Source organism: Erwinia artemisiae (assembly GCF_051400835.1).
GTDB lineage: Bacteria > Pseudomonadota > Gammaproteobacteria > Enterobacterales > Enterobacteriaceae > Erwinia > Erwinia aeris.
Map to the genome: position 1 here is coordinate 38702 of NZ_JBLFFM010000009.1, position 20190 is coordinate 58891.

At 49.1% G+C, this 20190-nt stretch carries 16 protein-coding genes; 11 read left to right on the forward strand and 5 right to left on the reverse strand.

Annotation, left to right across the window (positions count from 1 at the left end; genetic code table 11):
• Window position 1: 1 nt before the first annotated feature.
• A complete protein-coding gene (locus tag ACMGEE_RS17630) occupies window positions 2-514 on the reverse strand; it encodes a GNAT family N-acetyltransferase (RefSeq protein ID WP_301253268.1) in 513 nt (170 codons plus the stop codon).
• Window positions 511-1752, reverse strand: a complete 1242-nt coding sequence (gene hemA, locus ACMGEE_RS17635; RefSeq protein WP_436830404.1) for a 5-aminolevulinate synthase — start codon at window positions 1750-1752, stop codon at window positions 511-513. Before hemA ends, ACMGEE_RS17630 begins: the two co-directional genes overlap by 4 nt.
• Before the next feature lie 1515 nt (window positions 1753-3267).
• Here hemA and ACMGEE_RS17640 point away from each other — a divergent pair.
• The 9 genes from ACMGEE_RS17640 to ACMGEE_RS17680 all read left to right on the forward strand — a co-directional run bounded on the left by ACMGEE_RS17640 (window position 3268) and on the right by ACMGEE_RS17680 (window position 14246).
• Entirely contained in the window at window positions 3268-3906 is a 639-nt protein-coding gene (locus ACMGEE_RS17640) for a winged helix-turn-helix domain-containing protein (RefSeq protein ID WP_436830405.1), read from the forward strand.
• A gap of 377 nt (window positions 3907-4283) precedes the next feature.
• A complete protein-coding gene (locus ACMGEE_RS17645; RefSeq protein ID WP_436830438.1) occupies window positions 4284-5060 on the forward strand; it encodes a winged helix-turn-helix domain-containing protein in 777 nt (258 codons plus the stop codon).
• Window positions 5061-5251: 191 nt separating this feature from the next.
• Complete coding sequence (locus ACMGEE_RS17650) at window positions 5252-5794, forward strand: fimbrial protein (protein WP_436830406.1); 543 nt, start codon at window positions 5252-5254, stop codon at window positions 5792-5794.
• Between the two features lie 64 nt (window positions 5795-5858).
• Entirely contained in the window at window positions 5859-6542 is a 684-nt protein-coding gene (locus ACMGEE_RS17655; protein WP_436830407.1) for a fimbrial biogenesis chaperone, read from the forward strand.
• 193 nt (window positions 6543-6735) lie between these two features.
• On the forward strand, window positions 6736-9180 hold the full coding sequence (locus tag ACMGEE_RS17660; RefSeq protein WP_436830408.1) for a fimbria/pilus outer membrane usher protein: 2445 nt from the start codon (window positions 6736-6738) through the stop codon (window positions 9178-9180).
• Window positions 9181-9223: 43 nt separating this feature from the next.
• The gene (locus ACMGEE_RS17665) at window positions 9224-10168 is read left to right on the forward strand and encodes a fimbrial protein (protein WP_301730325.1); all 945 of its coding nucleotides are present in this window, start codon (window positions 9224-9226) and stop codon (window positions 10166-10168) included.
• 281 nt (window positions 10169-10449) lie between these two features.
• Window positions 10450-10806: a hypothetical protein gene (locus ACMGEE_RS17670; protein ID WP_301730326.1), complete on the forward strand. Its 357-nt coding sequence runs from the start codon at window positions 10450-10452 to the stop codon at window positions 10804-10806.
• A 58-nt stretch (window positions 10807-10864) separates the two neighbouring features.
• Complete coding sequence (locus ACMGEE_RS17675) at window positions 10865-12157, forward strand: HlyD family secretion protein (RefSeq protein ID WP_394148937.1); 1293 nt, start codon at window positions 10865-10867, stop codon at window positions 12155-12157.
• Window positions 12147-14246, forward strand: a complete 2100-nt coding sequence (locus ACMGEE_RS17680; RefSeq protein ID WP_253456004.1) for a peptidase domain-containing ABC transporter — start codon at window positions 12147-12149, stop codon at window positions 14244-14246. The genes ACMGEE_RS17675 and ACMGEE_RS17680 overlap by 11 nt, the downstream gene beginning before the upstream one ends.
• Before the next feature lie 53 nt (window positions 14247-14299).
• Here ACMGEE_RS17680 and ACMGEE_RS17685 read toward each other — a convergent pair whose 3' ends face one another.
• Together ACMGEE_RS17685 and ACMGEE_RS17690 are read right to left on the reverse strand one after the other, a co-directional pair.
• Window positions 14300-14884, reverse strand: a complete 585-nt coding sequence (locus ACMGEE_RS17685; RefSeq protein WP_253456007.1) for a YceI family protein — start codon at window positions 14882-14884, stop codon at window positions 14300-14302.
• Between the two features lie 218 nt (window positions 14885-15102).
• Entirely contained in the window at window positions 15103-15960 is an 858-nt protein-coding gene (locus tag ACMGEE_RS17690) for an SDR family oxidoreductase (protein WP_301252148.1), read from the reverse strand.
• Window positions 15961-16072: 112 nt separating this feature from the next.
• Here ACMGEE_RS17690 and ACMGEE_RS17695 point away from each other — a divergent pair, with 112 nt between their 5' ends.
• A complete protein-coding gene (locus tag ACMGEE_RS17695) occupies window positions 16073-16474 on the forward strand; it encodes a winged helix-turn-helix transcriptional regulator (protein ID WP_253456013.1) in 402 nt (133 codons plus the stop codon).
• Between the two features lie 166 nt (window positions 16475-16640).
• Here the strand turns inward: ACMGEE_RS17695 and treF are convergent, their stop codons facing one another.
• Window positions 16641-18284, reverse strand: coding sequence for an alpha,alpha-trehalase TreF (gene treF, locus ACMGEE_RS17700; protein WP_436830439.1), 1644 nt, complete (start codon window positions 18282-18284; stop codon window positions 16641-16643).
• Between the two features lie 503 nt (window positions 18285-18787).
• On the opposite strand from treF, the gene ACMGEE_RS17705 reads away from it, so the two are divergent.
• Window positions 18788-20086, forward strand: coding sequence for an MFS transporter (locus tag ACMGEE_RS17705; RefSeq protein ID WP_253456016.1), 1299 nt, complete (start codon window positions 18788-18790; stop codon window positions 20084-20086).
• The last annotated feature ends 104 nt before the right edge of the window (window positions 20087-20190 follow it).

The following is a 20190-nucleotide window of genomic DNA, read 5'->3' on the forward strand; positions in this document are numbered from 1 at the left end:
CTCACAGTATTTTGATCAGAAGATCTTCACCTGAATTTTTGAATCCAAGTTTTCTGTACAGCGCATCACCTGCTGGCGTTGTTTGCAGCACTACCTTTCCTGCATCCCTGGCGCTAAACCATGAAAATAAAGCAGAAAGAAGAAGGCTGGCGAGGCCATTACCTCGCCATTCTGGCGCCACTACCACAGACTGAATCCATCCCTGCACGCCGTTCAAAATGCCAGGCATGGGCGCTCGTTCATCCAGAATGCCCGTTGCGCAGGCAATTATGTTGTCCGCTTCGTCATGTATAACCACAACCCTCACATTACCTGTGGGTTCATTAAGCTTCTGAAGAAGCCACTTTTGGTAGTGCAGCTGCCACGCTAAGTCTTCCTCGGATGAGGTCGCAGAATAGTGGGCGTCGCCGTCGCTGAGGAGCAGCTTCCGAAGACGAATTAACCCTTCAATATCCGCTGTTCCGGCTGTCACGCATTTCGCGCTGAGGGGGGGGCTGGTTTCCAAAACTTTCATGCGACAGTATTTAACTCCTGAGGTGATTTTTGAATAAAAGGCACGTCCATTATGCGGAACACTTCTTCCAGAGCATCTGCCAGAGCGTAGATTTGTGCTTCAGAATGGCCTGGCGTCACGTTTACTCGAAATCTTTCTGTGCCAACCGGTACGCTAGGAAAGTTGATAGGCTGAAGATAAATGCCTTTTTTCTCAAGAAGGTAACGTGCCGATTTTTTACATTTATCCGCACTTCCTATTAGTACTGGCAGGATGTGAGTGGTACTGATCGGCATTACCGGGATGTTTTTTTTCAGAAGGAGTTTCCTGAGCAGCGCTGTTTTCTTATGCAGCTCATCTCGCTCTGCGTTCGAGCTCTTCAGGTGCTGAATGCTCGTATAGCAGGCGGCAGTGATTGCCGGCGGTAATGAAGTTGTAAATATAAACCCAGAGGCAAAAGAGCGGATAGCGTCGATAATCAGCGCGCTTGCAGTAATATAACCACCGATAACGCCGATAGCTTTCGCCATTGTTCCCTGGATAATATCTATCTGGTCGGCTATACCAAGACCGGCAGCAATACCCGCCCCGTTGGGGCCATACATGCCTATGGCATGAACTTCATCAATATAGGTCAGCGCGTTATATTTTTTTGAAAGCGCGACAATTTCTTTAACTGGCGCGATGTCACCGTCCATTGAGTAAACGGATTCGAATATAACGATTTTAGGACGGTCAACAGGCTGCTCTGAAAGTAGTCTTTCCAGATCTTTAACATCATTGTGACGGAATATTTTTCGCTCAATAACAGTACTGCGGATACCATTGATTATTGATGCATGATTCGAAGCATCGGAAAAGACAACGCAGTCATCGAAGAGTCTGAGCAAGCACTGAATGGTGGCATCATTTGAGCTGTAGCCAGTAGGAAATACCAGGGCCGCTTCTTTACCATGCCAGTCAGCAATAGCGTTTTCTAGTTTTTCAAAATAGGAGTGCGTACCGCCAATGTTTCTGGAACCACCCGATCCCGCGCCATACTGTTCAATTGCTTGATGCATGGACTCAATAACTTGGGGATTTTGTGACATATTTAAATAGTCATTACTGCACCAGACTACCACTTTTTTCTGGTCATCATCGCCGGTATAGGCTTCCGGATACGAACCCTTAATCCGGTTGATGGTTTGAAACGTGCGATACTGTCCGCTAGCCTTAAGATCAGAAATCCTTGATTCAATAAATTTACTGTATTTCAATGAGTTATTCTTTTTCTTGCGGCCTACTTTAACGCTAAATGTAAAGTTATGTTTAAGAGGTCGACAATGATAACTAAGTTAATCTAATGATTCATTGCTTGTTTGTAACTTAATGTTGCGTTTTTGTTATAAGACGATGTGTTAGGCTTGGCAGGACTTATATATAACTAAAGCTTATTTAAAAAGGCTGTTTTGTGAACAATTTTATTAGAAAACTCACGGAGTTGATTAAAAAACACACTTCCCTGTAATAGGCGACTTCTCTTTTTAAGATAAACCTCATGCTTGAGGATAAGTATTAATGATGAACTACTTGAGCTGATACACACAGGACTTCAGGGGGTAGCCATGCCGCTCGGCGATAGCAGGCTGGCCGGTGTTTACAGGCGGTGATTGACGCTGCTGGCTGTTCAGTAAAGGCATTATTAGCTCGCCATTCGGGGATGCAATGGTATCTCCCGTTCTCCGTCTTTTAGACAGCTTATCGCTGAAGCGCAGGCGCTATTAAAGGAAGGCAGAATATCATCGACTCCTCTAACGTCTAATACCTGAGAGGTTATTGGTGCCATTAAGGTACATAATATAAACGAAGCCATAATCTGATGGCTGTCATTCTTTGCTCTGATTATAACCAAGATAGTGTTAAGTGAGTATCCAGTTCAAAACAGCGGAGCTGCATCTGGTCGGAATGTCCGCTTCGGCAAAAGCGGACATTCAGTCCGGTTGAGCCTCCCTACCTGAGGCGATTGAGTCTGGCGAGCAGTGCGCAGCCAGGCCTGAATGCCGCTGAGAGTGACACTGATGTCAAACATCTCAGCGCGCCCGGCGTAGCCGGTTACAGGCATATACAGCGCTGCCGAACTATACCTTCCTCTGAACGGCTTAAACTAACTCCCAGCAAAAAATGAGCTACGGTAAACCCTTTTAACTACGGTGAACGGGCTTTACGGCGCTTGCGACGTTAAGTCCTGGCGTCTGCAGCTTACTGCTAACGCCAGGGGAAATATATCTCCCAGCGACAGCCATAGCACTTAACACGTTAGCCGCTAACTTAAGTAAGCAACCGATACAAAACACATAATAAAAGTTAGTAGGTAAATACTTCTTAAAATCATTGGCTTATTAATAACTAATTGTTAGTTTCATTCAGATACAATGATTGCTATCTCTGCGCCTGCAACGGCAGCTTTTGCATTATCGATCGTTACCGGCCTGCCGTAGCGGGCAGCCGCGTGCTGATTGATGTGGCAGGCCGCTGCGAATGGGCGCGTATCGGAAATAATCCACAACGAATCGTCACCGATTGCGGGCAAACGATTGAGGGTAATCAGCTACAGGAAGCGATCATACTGGGGGTAGTAATCCGCGAGGTGGTGCCCACCTACCCATTTAATCGCTCTGACATAAGCTTAATTGGCAACGATTAGGAAAATTCGTAAATCTCTGTTGCTGAATAAAAGAAATGTGGTATTTTTATTCATACAAAGGGATATGAAGAGGATATTCAGAGGGAACATGAAAAATTCTTATGTTATCAATAATACTATAAAGTTTAGCCCGGCTGATAATAAGCTATTTTTTTTAAACGGTACAGCTGATGCCATTACTCTTAACCACCCGGCCAGCCTGTGTTTTCTTGAATTAATAAGAAAACAGGGTGAGATAATCACTCAGCAGGATTTTATGAATGAGATATGGCATAAAAATGGAAAATATGTAACAGCCAATACTTACTATCAAAATATTTGCCTGCTGCGTAAATGTTTAAAAAAAACCGGGCTGGACGAGAACACTATTGTCACGGTGCCCCGTAAAGGACTGATGCTACCACGATCCGTTGAAATCAAAATCCTGCCCGTAGCTTCAGCAGACCCGCTTAATCATATGGAAGGCAGGCTGGCGGCCTGCAGCCAGCCTGAACCTACCGTCGGAAACGCCCCGACTGAAGTCGCTTCGCCGGGCATTAAGCCCGCGGCAGAACAAGCTTTCTCCGATTCGCCAGGAGTTAAGCCATGTGCATTGATACAAGGAACGCAGAGAAAAAAAGCAATGCTGAAGTTCCCCCATGCAGGCTGGAAACGATATAAAACATCTTTCTTATTCACGCTTTTATTCTTTTTTGATTTTATTATAACCATCAAAGTTTTCCCTTAAACACCTACCATAAATATTAATTAACAGTTCCGGATGGATTTTATCCATTCGGATCAAAAAGGACAAAAAACCATAAGAAGAAGGAAAGCTTCACACTCTTTAATGCGTGGATGGGCGGCCATCTTTTCTGCTGTTGCATATAGCAGATAAGAAGGAAGATCGGCGAACGCCGTTCTGAAAAAAATCTCCTGTGAATAAGATATAATTCAACAGCCCTGCTGTAGACTTCACTATCTTGTTACTATAAGAATAGCGATAGGCCAGACCACTTCAGGCGCCTGCTTCACTTATTTTTATCATTAAATGGCGCGATGGATCTTAAACAGTGGACTGAGCAGCAATGACTTTGACAGATGCAGGAGGCATCAGTGATAACTATGGGAAAAAATCTTATCGGTAAAAAAAATGGCGTGATCTTCATTATCAATGAAGAGATCACGTTTGATCCTGATAAATGCATTATAAGGAATATCATGCATAACCAGGAAATCAGGCTGAATATGCCTGCCAGCCGTTGTCTTACTCTGCTGTTAATGAATCCGAATTCCGTGATATCCAGGGAGCATTTCCTTGAAGAGGTTTGGCAAAAAAACGGCGTTGTCGTCTCACAAAACACTTATTACCAGAACATATCAATATTGCGCAAAACTTTAAAGCAGGCCGGATTAAGTGGTGAATTTATTGTTACCGTTCCTCATAAGGGGCTAACCTTATGCCAGAACATTACGATAACACACCAAAAAATCAGAGAAACGGATCTGGAGAATGATGTTATTAAAATGTCATACAATAAAATCCATAATATGAAAATAGCACCACAAGCGGAGAAAAAGGAGAGCTCCCGGAAGGCCCTTCCTTTTTTTAATCGAGGGGAAATCCGATTTTTTTTCACGGACGGAGATGAATGCAGGCACATCTTCTCGATGATCCTTATCGCTTTGATAATCTCTGTCATCATAACATTGATTAACAGTTATGCTGTAAATGCCAAAGGGATCACCCCCACCACGAAAGAGCAAAAAAGCGAATTACCTTTTTGTTTTGCAAAACAAAACACCGACTGTTCTGAAATTGTTTTAATGAACAGAAGGTTCTCTCTTTCACAAAATCACGCTGTGATTCACAAGTCCCCCAAGCTTAGTCTGTTCAGATGAATCTCATCAACAACATAAATTCACAATGCTTCATATAGACTACTTCCAAATCTTACGATTATATTATCGGCGCTGCATCAGCTTGCAGGCAACAGATAATTCCCGTTGCTTTTAGCATATCGGCTATAGATTACCGGGAATGGCTTATTTAAATTGCATTATCAGGATTATTATTAACAAGGAATAGCACTATGAAAATGTATAACGCGCTGTCAGCGCTGGCTCTATTAACCATTTTCTCTACCACTTCCGCAGCTGCCGCAGACGGGACAATTAACTTTAAAGGCAGCATTATCGATACTGCCTGTACTGTTGACCTCGACGGTGCTGGCGCGACAACCATGGATGTTATCATGGGAAATGTTCATAAAACCGCGTTTAGCGGCGTAGGATCAACGGCGGGCGGCAGTGCCAGCACCACTAAATTTAGTCTTACCCTGAAGGACTGTCCGGCAACCGCAGCAACCGCAAAAATAAAGTTTGATGGTATCGCCTATGCTGGTGATAACACTGTACTGGCTTTGACTGATGAAGCAGGTGTTGCAACAGGCGTAGGTATTCAGCTCTCCGACAGCAATGGCGTTCTGCCTTTATATACCGAGTCAGCTTCCTATGCGCTGACTTCTGGTACAACGTCCAATACTCTGGACTTCTATGCTCGCTATATCCAGAAAGCGGCTACCGTCACTGCTGGTCCGGCTAACTCCGTAGCAACTTTTACCGTTAATTATTAATTTGCTGAACATTAACACCATCCGTTACGGATGGTGTTTTCCATCGCTCCCAGGAGGATAAAACATGCGACATTTCCATATTTTCCTGTTTTTTATTGGGATGTTAAGTATCTCAGGCGCCAACGCTGGCGTCATTATTGGGGGTAGCCGGCTGATTTACGAAGGAAACAAAAAAGAAAAAGCGATCGGTATAGAAAATCCGGATACCTCTCCTTATTTAATCCAGTCATGGGTCGAAGATGAACAGGGGAATACCATTAAAGATACGCCCCCTTTTATTGTCACGCCGCCTTTATTCAGAATGGATGGCGGTCAAAAGAACCTGCTGCGCATTATTCGGGGAGCACGTGCATTGCCTCAGGATAAAGAGTCTCTCTATTGGCTCAATATCAAGTCTATTCCCTCATCATCAGAAGAGAACAGAAACACGCTGCAAATAGCCGTGCGCTCCCGACTCAAACTGATTTACAGGCCAGATGCCCTGGCGGGAGAAACAGCGGAAAAGCATACTGATGAGCTGGTCTGGAAAACAGAAGGAACAACGTTAACCGTTACTAACCCTTCTGATTACTATATGAATTTTATGTTTATAAAAATTAATAATAACAGTATTACCGAAGGTGGACTGGTCGCGCCACGCTCATCCGCAACCTTTAAACTTCCGGCCAGCAATGTTGCTGGCAGCATCAGCTGGAAGTTAATAAATGATTATGGCGGTATCGGCGAGCTACACCATGCTTCACTTTAATTTTAAAGGATGAATCACGAAAGTTTTTTTAACTTTTGCAACTTTCGACCCACCTGTACTTACGCAATGGAATGTGATTATGTATGGAACCTCATCTGCCAGATGTAAGAAAAAAATTAGCCGTTGCCTTTGGCCACTGATGCTGCCAGCCCTGCTGGCTGGTCTGATTGAAAAGCAGGCTAATGCGAGGGAGATGTTCAACCCCAATTTTCTCCAAACCAACAGCGGAAGTACGGAGATAACCGATCTGTCGGTATTCGAGAATCCGCAGTCTCAGGCGCCGGGCGATTATGTAGTCGATATTTTTATTAACGATAGCTTTGTCGAAACTAAAAAAATCACCTTTTTTAGCCACGAGCGGTCAGCAAGCGAGAAGGTTCTACAGCCCTGTTTAAGCCTGCAACTGCTGGCTTCCTACGGCGTGCGCACCACGGCCTTTCCGGATTTAAAAGAGAACGCGGCGGGATGCGTTGCGGTTACCGCGATACCGCAGGCCTCTGTCACCTTCAATTTTAATACTCAGCGACTGATGTTAAGTATTCCGCAAGCAGCACTGCGCACCAGCGTCAGGGGATTTATTTCGCCAGAGCAGTATGATGAAGGGCTGACGGCGCTTTTCCTGAACTACCGATTTTCTGCGGCTAATAATTATGCCCGTGACATTCATGCTCACGACAGCGACAGCCAGTACCTTAATCTGCGCCCCGGATTGAACATGGGAGCATGGCGGCTACGCAATTACACCGCCTGGAACCGCAGCAGCACCTCAAAAGATAAAGGCAAATGGGATGCCGTCTATACCTATCTGCAACGTAATATTATTCCGCTGAAAGCGCAGCTTACCGTAGGCGAAAGCACCTCGCCTGCCGACATCTTCGAAAGCGTGCCTTTTCTTGGCGCGCAGCTGGTTACAGATGATGAAATGCTACCGGAGAGCCTGCGCGGTTACGCTCCGGTAGTACGAGGAACGGCCCGGACAAATGCTCAGGTTATTATTCGCCAGAACGGCTATATCATTTATCAAAGCTATGTTGCGCCGGGCGCTTTTGAGATCGCCGACCTGTACGCTACCGGCGGCAGCGGTGATTTATACGTCACCATCAAAGAAGCCGATGGCAGTGAGCAGAATCTGGTTGTGCCTTATGCTTCCCTGCCGGTACTGGCGCGTGAAGGCTATCTTAAATACAGCTTCACCACGGGTAACTATCGTCCTTACGACAGCGCCGTTGATGAAAGATATTTCAGCCAGGCGACGGTTATCTACGGCCTGCCCTGGAATATTACGCTGTTTGGCGGCTTACAGGCTGCCGCAAACTACCAGTCGCTCGCCTTCGGCATCGGTAAAAATTTTGGCGGCCTGGGCGCGTTCTCTGCCGACGTGATTAATGCCTGGTCAACGGTAAAAGACCAGGGCAAAACCGACGGCCAGTCCGTACGACTCCGCTACAGTAAAAACTTTTATGAAACGGGGACTAACTTTGCCATTGCCGGTTACCGCTATTCGACCCGTGATTACTATTCTCTGCCCGAGCTGATGGATACCTGGCGTTCAGGCTACAGCTCATTGTACCGGGAACAGGCGCGTAACCGCACGGAGCTGACGCTGAACCAGCATCTGGGCCAGTCCGCAGGCGCCCTGAGCCTCAGCCTGTTACGGGAAGACTACTGGCGTACCAACCGCCGGATGGAGTCGGTTTCTACCAGCTACAACAACAGTTATAACGGCATCAGCTACGGCGTAAGCTACAGCTTTAACCGTAATTCGTCTGACTTCTCCGGCAATCGCACTGACGCCAAAGATCGGATCTTTTCCTTCAACGTTTCTATGCCGCTGAGTCGCTGGCTGCCCAACAGCTGGGCGAACTATACGGTGACCAGCAGCAAACCGGGAAGCGTCAGCCACAGCGCTGGCCTGAGCGGTACGGCGCTGGAAAACAACAACCTTGCCTGGAACCTGCGCCAGGGGTATGCCAGCCAGGGGACGGGCAACAGTGGCAATCTTGACGCCGATTATCGCGGTACTTACGGTGAGGTCACCGCCGGTTATGGCTATGATCAGACGATGAAAAGAGTGAGCTATGGTGCCGAGGGCGGCGTGATTATCCATAGTAAAGGCGTCACTTTGAGCCAGCCCTTTGGCAATACGGCAGCGTTAGTGGAGGCGGAAGGCGCCAGCGGCGTACAGTTAATTAACCAGACCGGCGTTAAAACGGATTTCCGTGGTTATACCGTTGTACCGAACGTTGCTCCTTATCGTCGCTCAGATATTGCGCTTGATACCACCACGCTGTCTGAAGATGTCGATCTGGCGTTAAGCACTCAAAGTGTAGTGCCCACACGAGGTGCGATTGTTCATGCCCGTTTTTCCGCCCGGGTAGGCGGCAGAGGGATCATGACGCTGACGCATAACGGCCAGCCGGTTCCTTTTGGCGCAATGGTGGTGGAGGCTAATGAACAGGATAAGCAAGGATATATTGTCGGAGAAGCCGGTCAGGTTTATCTCAATGGGCTTAAACCTTCAGGGACTTTGCTGGTGCAATGGGGTAAAGCCAAAGAACAGCAGTGTCGCGTGAACTATAAGCTATCTGAAAAGAAAACCGGGAACGGTGTTCAATCTTTGACTGGCGTCTGTCGGTAATCGGAAAGGATTCATTCTGCTGGGCAGAAGGAGTATTGCAGCAATGAGAGTTTTTAAATTTAGCCTGAAAGTAAGAATAATTTTTTTATTATTATCCCTGCCCTCGTTTTCTTGCGTTGGAAGCTGCGTAATGGGTTCGACAGTTAAAGCCTCGACCGGCGCATTAACATTAGCGGTGGATCCAAGAGTGAATATAGGGGAACAAATAGGTATCCGCTACGGTAAGGGATTTGCCGGTCAGACATTTACCGTTATCTGCACAGGAAGCACGCCTTATCGCTCCGCCTCTCTGTTAACGGCCAGTACAACTGTAGCAGGTGCCTATGAAACAGGAATTGCAGGTGTGGGCGTCATCATTAGCGATCTTTACAAGGCAGGCGTAAACGTTCCTCTTAATACATCCGTTTCACCCAATTCGCTGACGCCCTGGGTAAACCAGAATGAAGTCAAACTGACCTTTGTAAAAACTGGCCCAATAACGCCTTCAGCAATCGGTAGTAAGGTTTATGCCAATTTCTATCTGAACGGCGGAGCCTTTGCAACGCTGACGGTAAACAGCCTGGCCATTATTCAAAAAAGCTGTCTGGCGGATGTGAATTCACAAAATCAAACTGTGAACCTCGGCAGCCCAAACCGCAGTGAGTTCAGCGGCGTGGGCAGCACGGCTGCCTCTTCAGAACGCAACTTTAGCGTAATACTACAGTGTGAAGCAGATAATATTCCGGTTCAGGTAACGTTCAATCCGGTAGGAAATTCATCCGCTGACGGCCTGCTGGAAATTGATGCGGATGCGGAAGCAGCGGCGGGCGTCGGCATTGAGGTTCTGGATAGTAGCAGAACCCCGCTTACTTTTGCTGCGGCAAAGACTTACCACGCCGCAGCGGAAAAAAGCATCGAAATCCCATTGATTGCCCGCTACAAACAAACCGGAGAGATTTCACCAGGGAAAGCCAATGCCGCCATGACTTTTACTATTACTCAAAATTGATGCTGGCTGACATTTGAAGTTAAAAAATTTATATTCAATTCAGAATTCATAAGATATACATGCAGTCAAAACTAACAAATTAATTCCTCAAGAGTGCGTTTAACCTGCATTCTGAACAATGACCATAGAACTTTTCAGGAAAAATTCACATAAAACGGTATTAAAGCCACTTGAATGACGAAGGAAAAACGCATTAATATTTACGCCTCGGTTTTACACGAGAAGTAAAAACAGGAAGGGCTTATTTATATAAGTCCATAAAATAAAAAAGGAGTAGTAAAATGAAAGAACTTTCAGTAATGGAAATGAACGATGTTTCTGGCGCCTATAGCTGGGACTTCACTAACTTCTGGACTGCTGGCGCAAGCCTTATCGGTAATGCTGCCGAACTGGTTGGTTCTGCAGCACTTGGCGCTGCCGTTGGTGGCGCAGCTGGCGCAGTAATTGGTGGTAAGCACGGCGGAGATGGCGGTGGTATCCTGGGTGTGGGTATCATCGGCCAGGGAGTTGGTATGATTGGTGCTGGCATTATTGGTTCAATTTGCTTCGGTATCACGGGCGCATTATTTGGTTGGGATAACACCACTAAATATGCAGAAAACGCAATCAATGGCCTGATAAACGGAACGATTTACTAAATCCGCATGGTTATCAAGAGCCACTCCGGTGGCTCTTTTTTTCTCTCTGGAAATTCTTATGGATAACAATAAAAAGAAAAGCCTGTTCCGCAGCGACGCGTTGGATTATCAGCGCCAGAAGTGGACAGGAAAGGCGCTGCTTATTTCTAAGATACCAGCATCTGTTATTACAGGGTTTTGCCTGCTTTTTCTTATCGTAGTTATACTGGCTATGGTCTTCTTTGATTACAGCAGACGTATTGATGTTGATGGTGAAGTGATTACCCTTCCTCATGCTATCAATATTAATTCACCACAGCAGGGTTATATTACCACCACCTTTGTTAAGGTTGGCGATCGTGTTAAAAAAGGCGATCCGCTGTATGAACTGGACGTTGCCCGTATTACCTCTTCAGGAAACGTCAGCAGCGCCGCCGTCGAATCCATTAAAATTCAGACCGCTAATCTTCACGCAATGATTGCTAAATTAGAAAGTAATAAAGCGTCTACGCTGGAAAACCTGCAGTCGCAGATAGACAGCTATGCAAAGGCCCATAAAGAAACCGAGAAGATGGTTAACAGCGCCCGCGAAGGCGTAAAGAAAATGAACGAAAGCCTGAATAATTATGAAAAATATTTAAAAAAAGGGTTAATTACCCAGGACCAGCTTAATTATCAGCGCGCGCAGTCGCTTTCCCAGCAGAGCGCTTATCAGGCGCTGAACAGTCAGAGTATTCAGGAAAAAATACAGCTTTCGCAATTACGCAGCGATAAATTTACGCGTGCCGCAGATTTTGATAACCAGATTATTCAAAATAAATCACAGCTGAGCGATCTGGAGCGACAGCTGGCCGAATATAAAGCAAATAACAGTATCATTATCAGTGCAAAACTGGACGGTATTATCGAATCGCTTAGCGTAACGCCGGGCCAAATGGTAGAAACCGGCGCCAGCCTGGCGCAGATTAAGCCGGTGGATAACGTGCACTATTTTTTATTGCTCTGGCTTCCGGATAACAGCCTGCCCTATGTCAAAGTGCAGGACGGCATTAATATCCGCTACAACGCTTTCCCTGCTGATAAGTTTGGGCAATTCCCAGGAAAAATCATCTCGATTTCCTCTGTCCCTGCCTCGCCGCAGGAGATGAGCACCTATAGCAGCGGTGCCCGCCAGGAGAAAGGCTCTTATTACAAAGTTCTGGTTGCCATTAACGATACAGAATTCAGTGATAAGGGAAAAAAACTGCAAATATCTGGCGGCCTTCAGGCCAGGGTCATCGTCTTCCTTGAGAAAAAGCCGTTATATCAGTGGGCGATTGCGCCTATAAATAAAATAAAAAATAGCGTGAGTGGAGTTGTCAATGACAGGTAAGTCGCTTTTTGAAAAAATTAACAGCAAAATAAATTTTTCACTGCGCCGTAAAGTTCCGAAAATTTTGCAGTCGGAGTCCTCAGAGTGCGGGCTGGCTTGCCTGGCGATGGTCTCTTCTTACTACGGTCTGAACGTCGATTTATTTAACCTTCGTCAGAAGTTCGGCGTATCAACCAAAGGCGCGACCTTAAATCTTGTGGCCGGCATAGCCTCGCAGCTTCAGCTGAAAACCCGCGCGCTTTCGCTGGATATCAATGAGGTCGGTAAGCTGAGAACGCCCTGCATTTTGCACTGGGATATGAACCATTTTGTTGTCCTGGTAAAAGTGCGCCACAACTCATTTGTGATCCACGATCCGGCCTTCGGGCGGCGGGTGGTGGGTATGAAGGATATGTCCAACCACTTTACCGGCGTGGCGCTGGAGCTGTGGCCGGATAAGGAATTCCACAAAGAGACGGTAAAAACCCGGCTGCGCCTGCTGGATCTGATGAAAAACATCAATGGTCTGCCCGGCGCGCTGTTAAAAATATTCGCGCTGTCAGTCGTCATTGAGTCGATTAATCTGCTCCTGCCGGTAGGAACTCAGCTGGTGACTGACCATGTTATCCAGGCGCATGATTACGATCTGCTAACCGTGATCTGTCTCGGCCTGATTATCTTTACCCTGTTTAAAGCCTTTGTCAGCGTAATACGGGCATGGACCTCGATCGCGCTGGGCACGTTGACGGATGTGCAGTGGAAGACCACGCTGTTCGATCATCTGATGAAGCTGCCTTTATCCTTTTTCGAAAAGAGACATCTTGGCGATATTCAGTCCCGTTTCTCCTCGCTGGACGCCATCAGAACAACATTTACCAACAGCATCGTTACCGGGATTATCGATACCATTATGACTATCGGGCTTTTTGCGATGATGATGGTTTACGGCGGCTGGCTGGTCTGGGTCGTGATGGGCTTTACCCTTTGTTATGCACTGATGCGTCTGGTTACCTATCGCCTGTATCGCCAGCTGTCAGAAGAACAGATTGTCAAAGGCGCCAAATCCAGCTCCCACTTTATGGAAACGCTTTACGGTATTTCCACCGTAAAATCCCTTGGTATCGATAATATTCGCTCCAGCCACTGGCTTAATCTGAATATCGACGCCACCAATACCGGCATTAAAATTACCCGGTTTAATATGATGTTTGGCGGCATCAATACCCTGGTCAGCACGCTGGATCAGGTGGCCATACTCTGGCTGGGGGCTTCCATGGTGATTGATAATAATATGACCCTGGGGATGTTTATGGCTTTTAACTCCTACCGGGGACAATTTTCCCAGCGCGCTGGCAGCCTGATCGATCTGGCGCTGAGTCTGCGAATGCTCTCGCTTCATAATGAAAGGATTTCCGACCTTATTTTCACCGAGGCAGAAGAAACCGTCGCGCCACGGGCTATTTTCAGGCCCGGAGAAGGTATTGCGCTTAACGTCAAACAAGTCAGCTATCAATATGATGCGTTATCAAAACCGATTTTTACCGATCTGAATATTGCTGTTCAGCCCGGGGAAAGCGTTGCTATCGTCGGCCCTTCCGGCGTCGGGAAAACGACCTTGCTTAAAGTCATGAGCGGCCTCCTTATGCCCACCAGCGGCGAAATTCTGGCCGGAGGCCTGGATATTCATAAAATCGGGTTGAATAATTTCCGGCAAAGCATTGCCTGCGTGCTGCAGGATGACCGGCTTTTTTCAGGATCTATCGCGGACAATATCTGCGGTTTTTCCCCGGATGCTAACCGGGAGCTGATTATGGCGTGTGCGGTTTACAGCAATATTCACCACGAAATAATGAGTATGCCGATGGGCTATGAAACCCTGATTGGCGAGTTAGGCGCAGGCATTTCCGGCGGTCAAAAACAGCGGCTGTTTATTGCCCGGGCACTTTACCGGCGTCCCAGCATCCTGTTTATGGATGAAGCAACCAGCCATCTTGATATCGAGAATGAAAAGGCCATTAACAACGCCATCTCCTCGCTTAAAATCACCCGCATTATCGTGGCCCACCGCCCTTCCACCATCGCCTCTGCCGATCGCGTGATTGAGCTATAGCGGCCCGATTTAAAGCCCGCTGAAAAGCGGGCTTCAGAGCAGCCGATACGGAATTACTTCGCGTAGGCTTCGGTGGTGATGGTCAGCTTCACGTCGTCGCTGACGGCCGGCACATATTTATCCAGCTTAAAGTCGGAGCGTTTAAAAGTGGTGGTGGCATCAAAGCCAACCGCTTCCTTCTTCACCATCGGGTGCATGCCCTGCTTGTTCAGCACCGCATGCAGCACGACAGGTTTGGTGATGCCCTTGATGGTCAGGTCGCCGTGTACATCCAGGGTATTTTTACCTGTGCTGACCACTTTTGTGCTTTTAAAGGTCGCATTCGGGTATTTGGTCACGTCGAAATATTCCGGGCCTTTAAACTCTTCGGTCAGCTTGTCTACGTGCGTATCAATGCTGTTGACCGGAATAGTCACGTCCACTTTAGAATCGCTGACTTTAGCGGCATCAAAATCAATATTGCCGGTAACATCAGACAAATCGGCCGTTGGATGGGAAAAACCGAAGTGAGTCCACGAAACAACAACGGAGGTATGCCCGCTGTCCATTGCGTAATTAACGGGCGCGGCGGCAGAAAATTGTGACCAGAGCGCGGAGCTGATTAATAACGGTAAAGCGACTTTCTTGATTAACGTCATGCCGGTTGTCCTTATTTTCACCAGGAATGTTTAAGGATAGTGCAGCATTAACGGTTTGCCCGATAGTGAAGATATTTGACTGGCTTTGTCAAAAAGATTAGCCAACAGCAAAGGATCCTGGCGATCGAGCGGGACGACCGGGGATCCCTTTTGCAAGATTAGCCGGACGCAGCAATGCTTTAACAGCTATCACCGCGTCCCGTGCGAAAAGCGCGGCTTTAAGCTTTGGCCACAAACGCTTTTACCACATCCTGCCACGGCGTGGTCGCCCGGCCGATCAGGCGGCTTAAAGTATGGCTGTCATCATACAGCGCGCCTTTGGCCGCATTGGCATCCGAATCCGCCAGCATCTCTGCCAGCCCGTCAGGCAAACCGGCCGCTTTTAACGCGGCGGCAAAGTCGTCCTGAGGCAAATTTTGATAACGTACGGCTTTACCGCTGGCCTGGGCGATTTCCGCTGCGAACTGCGTCAGCGTATAGGCCTCGTCGCCCGCCAGCTCGTAAACTTTATCAACAGGCACGTCGCTGGTCAGTACAGCAGCCGCCGCTTCAGCATAATCCTGACGGGTAGCAGAAGCGATTTTACCCTCGTCGGCCGCACCAATAAACACGCCGTGCGTTAGCGCTGGCGCAATGCTGGCGGCATAGTTTTCGCTGTACCAGCCGTTGCGAAGAATAACGTAAGGCACGCCGGATGCAATCAGCGCCTGCTCGGTTGCCCGGTGTTCATCGGCCAGCCCCATCGGCGAGCTGTCGGCATGAAGCAGGCTGGTATAGGCCAGCAGCTTAACGCCTGCCGCTTTGGCCGCCTCGATGGCCGCTTTATGCTGCGCCTCACGCTGGCCGACCTCGCTGGAGGAAATTAGCAGCACTTTATCCACGCCGCGAAAAGCGTCGGCCAGCGTCTGCGGTTGGTTATAATCGCCCTGGCGTACCTGAACGCCCAGCGCGGCGAGGTCGGCCGCTTTCGCCGGCGAACGCACCACGGCGACCAGCTCTTCGGCAGACGTTCTTTTCAGTAAAGCATCAATCACCAGGCGGCCAAGCTGGCCGGTTGCTCCGGTTACTGCAATCATAATGTTCTCCTTAGCGGTGATAAAAGCGCATCCGGCTTAGCCCCGGAAGCGTTGTGTTCAATCAGCCTATGTCATACACTAACCAAAAGTAAGTACTTACAGGTTTGTTAGTATGGAAAAAAATAGTTCCTCAATCGTTTCGCTTCGCGACAGGCTGCAACGCGGCGAATTATTGAACCGCGACTGTCCGTCGCGCGAAGTATTAAAACGCCTGACCGGCCGCTGGAGTTTGCTGGTGCTGATTGCGCTGGAGAACGACACGCTGCGCTTTGGCGAACTGCGGCGCAAAATAGGCGGCGTCAGTGAAAGAATGCTGGCGCAAACGCTGCGTTTTATGGAGGAAGACGGCTTTGTGGAGCGTATCGCTTATGAAGTGATCCCGCCGCACGTTGAATACAAACTTACCGTGTTGGGTCATGAAGCGCGCGACCGCATTACGGGCCTGGCCGACTGGATCGAGGTTAATCTGCATCAGATTATTGATAACCGCCGCCAGTTTTCAGCAGAGGAATAAATCTGTATTCGGCGGCGGCCAACGCCATGCCGCTGGTTTGTTCCTTTTGCCTTCCCGGCAAAACGGTTGATAAAGTTCACCTTACCCAGTGATGGCATATTATTTTCGCCGACCATAAATAAAAAAGGCTTTCATAATGAAGGCCTTTAATAATTAAGCGCGCCATTTATCGCTTCGGCGCCGCATCCGGATACATCGCCAGCAGGCGACGCGTAACGCCGTTTGTCCAGCCGAATCCATCCTGCAACGGATATTCGCCGCCGCCCGCTAATACCGGCGCGCGGCCGGCAACGTTATATTTCTCCACCATCTTATGGTGACGATGATAGGTAGCGCCCGTTACCTGAAGCCAGCGTGCGGCTATTTCTTTCGCCAACAGCTCTTCACCGTAGTTATTAAAACCCTTGATCGCCATCCACTGCATCGGCGCCCAGCCGTTGGGTTTGTCCCACTGCTCGCCGGTTTCTTCTACCGTAGTCAGCACGCCACCCGGCGCCAGCAGATGCGAGCGTACCGCCGCAGCGGTGGCAGCCGCCTGCTCCAGGCTGGCCATTCCTACGTAAAGCGGCGTCACGCCAGCCGCCGAGAAAACGCCTTTTTCGCGCTCCCGCCAGTTGTAGTCGCGGTACAGCTCGGCCTGTGCGTCCCATAACCAGGCATCGACCGCTTCACGGCGGCGCACCGCTTTTTGCTGAAACAGTTCTGCGGTCGCACGATCGTTTTTACGGGCAGACAGGCGAGCGATCGTGGTTTCCAGCTTGTAGAGAAACGCGTTTAAATCGATCGGCACAATGCTGGTGGTCTGGATGCTTTCCAGCCGTCCTGCTTCGCTCAGCCAGCGGGAGGAAAAGTCCCAGCCGGAAGCCGCGCCCGCTCGCAGATCGCGATAAACCTCGCTGGAAGGACGCGCCGAGTTTCTGGCGGTTTCCACGTCTTCAATCCAGGATTCGTCGCGCGGCGTATCGCGATCGTCCCAGTAGCGATTCAGTACCGATCCGTCCGGCATCATCACCACATGACGCCATGCTTCGCCGGGCGTCAGCGACTCCGTGCCGTCCATCCAGAAGTCATATTCACGCTTCAGCTGACGAAGATAACGCTGCGCCTGGCTAACGCCATCTTTTTCAAACAGTTCGACCATCAGCGCAAACACTGGCGGCTGCGAGCGGCTCAAATAATAGGTGCGGTTGCCGTTTGGAATATGGCCATATGTGTCGATCATCCACGCAAAGTTATCCGCCATCTGGCGCAGCAGATCGGTCTGTCCGCCAGCCGCGAAGCCCAGCATGCTGAAGTACGAATCCCAATAGTAGGTTTCGCCAAAGCGGCCGCCCGGCACGACATAAGGTTCCGGCAACGGCAGCAGCGAAGAAAATTCAGAATGCTTTTCCGGCTTGCGCGTCAGTACCGGCCACAACGAGTCAATATGCTCGCCCATGCTTTTTGCCGGATCGGCCACGTAGCGGCTGTCGTTAATTTTCGGCAGGTCGAAATTCTCCAGCACAAAGGCCAGCAGGTTAAAATCCTCTCGCTCGCGCTGAATAAAGTAGCGGTAGAGGATCATCTCCGGTTCGATTTTCGGCGCGCAGTCTGCAAAGGTTTTGCTGTCGGCAAAGATCCTTGCGCTCTGCACGGCTTCAAAGAGTTCCTGGTAGCGATCGGAAGGCGTCAGAATATCCGGCGCAGGCAGTCCCTGAATAGGTTCAGGCTGCGGTTCGGCCAGCATATCCAGCGCTTCATAATCGTGATAATAAGCTTCGTAATCTGCCAGGTTATTGTCAATGGTCAGGTCGTTATGATTAAAAGCGATAAAAACCTCCTGATGTCGATGATTGACAATGTGGTGTACGGTTAATTATGTATAAGGTTAAGTATAGTACTCGTGTCTCATAGTGCAAATAAGCGCGAATATGACAGAAGTTAAGATAATATTTCAAAAAATAAACAAACAAAGAATAATCGCTATTTCCCTCCTTGATTAAAGGAATAGCAAGAGGTGAAACCCCTCTTACATTTTCTGAAAAAAATGAAATAAAGCAGCCGCCCTCTCTTTAGCAGGTTCAGGCCCACCTTGCCCCATCTTTCGGGCTTCCGCCTGTTGCTTCTTTCTGCTTGCCCGCAGTCGGTACAAAGCAGCTTCAATCGAAAATTAAAGCGATGCTTTTTCATTCTTTGAAAAATTATTTAAATTTCTCATTTACATTAAATTTAAACGGCCGAATACTAATGCGGGTCAAATGCTGTTATGGCGATGGCAGCGATAAGTTTATCTGATAGCAAACCAGCCCTTTCAAATACGATTAAGGAAATCTCGTGGCACCGGTAGTAAATAAATCCGCAGCGTTGCACTCGGAAAGTCTTACAGATGAAGACGACAGTTTAGTTTCTCCCGTTAATTCTCCTGATATAAATAAAACCTATATTATTCGCGGCACGCGCAGATTTATGCACGCCACGCTGGCGCTGTTCTGCGCCGGCCTGTCCACCTTCGCCGTACTGTACTGCGTGCAGCCTGTGCTACCTGTTTTTTCGCAAAGCTTTCATCTGACGCCTGCGCAAAGCAGCCTGTCGCTGTCGGTCACCACCATCATGATGGCGCTGGGGCTGCTGGTGACCGGGCCGCTGTCGGACGCCATCGGCCGTAAATCAGTGATGTCCGTTTCGCTGCTGCTGGCCGCCTGCTTTACGCTGATCTGCGCCACCATGAGCAGCTGGGAAGGCGTGCTGGCGATGCGCGCGTTGACCGGGCTGGCGCTAAGCGGCGTCGCGGCGGTGGCAATGACCTGGCTGAGTGAGGAGCTGCACCCGGTTTTCCTCTCTTTCTCTATGGGCCTTTATATCAGCGGTAATTCGATTGGCGGCCTGGTTGGGCGGCTCTCTACCGGCATGCTGGCCGATCACTTTTCCTGGAACGTTTCGCTGTTCGTGGTCGGCCTGTTCGCGCTGACGGCCGCCGGGCTGTTTTTCCGCCTGTTGCCCCCTTCACAGCACTTCCGCGCCACCTCGCTGCGGCCGCACCAGCTGCTGGTCAACTTTATGTTCCAGTGGCGGGATATGGGATTACCGATGCTGTTCCTGGTCGGCTTTATTCTGATGGGCAGCTTCGTGACGCTGTTTAACTATGTCAGCTTTCGCTTTCTGGCCGCGCCTTTTTCCCTCAGCCAGACGGTGGTCGGTCTGCTCTCCGTCGTCTATCTGACCGGCACTTACAGCTCGCCGAAGGCGGGCGTGATGACCGCTCGCTACGGGCGCGGCGTGGTGCTGATGGCTTCGCTGCTGTTGATGCTGGCCGGCCTGATCGCTACCCAGTTCACCACGCTGTTGCTGGTGCTGCCAGGCCTGATGCTGTTCGCCGCCGGTTTTTTCGCCGCGCATTCGGTCGCCAGCAGCTGGGTCGGTCACCGCGCCCGTCGCGCCAGAGGCCAGGCTTCTTCGCTCTACCTTTTCTTTTATTACCTGGGATCGAGCGTGGCGGGGACGCTGGGCGGCGTGTTCTGGCACGGCTACGGCTGGGCTGGCGTCTCCGCATTTATCGCCGTGATGCTGCTGGGCGGGCTATGGCTGGCTAACAAACTGCGCCAAATTCCCGTGCTGGTGAAAAAAGTCCGTTAGTTTTACGGGGCGGCTCGCATTCTCCGCCCCGAACCGCTTCTGCTTAATTTACTTCCCCCTGCGCAGCCATTAAGCTACGGCCACCCGAAAGGTTCCTGTCGCTC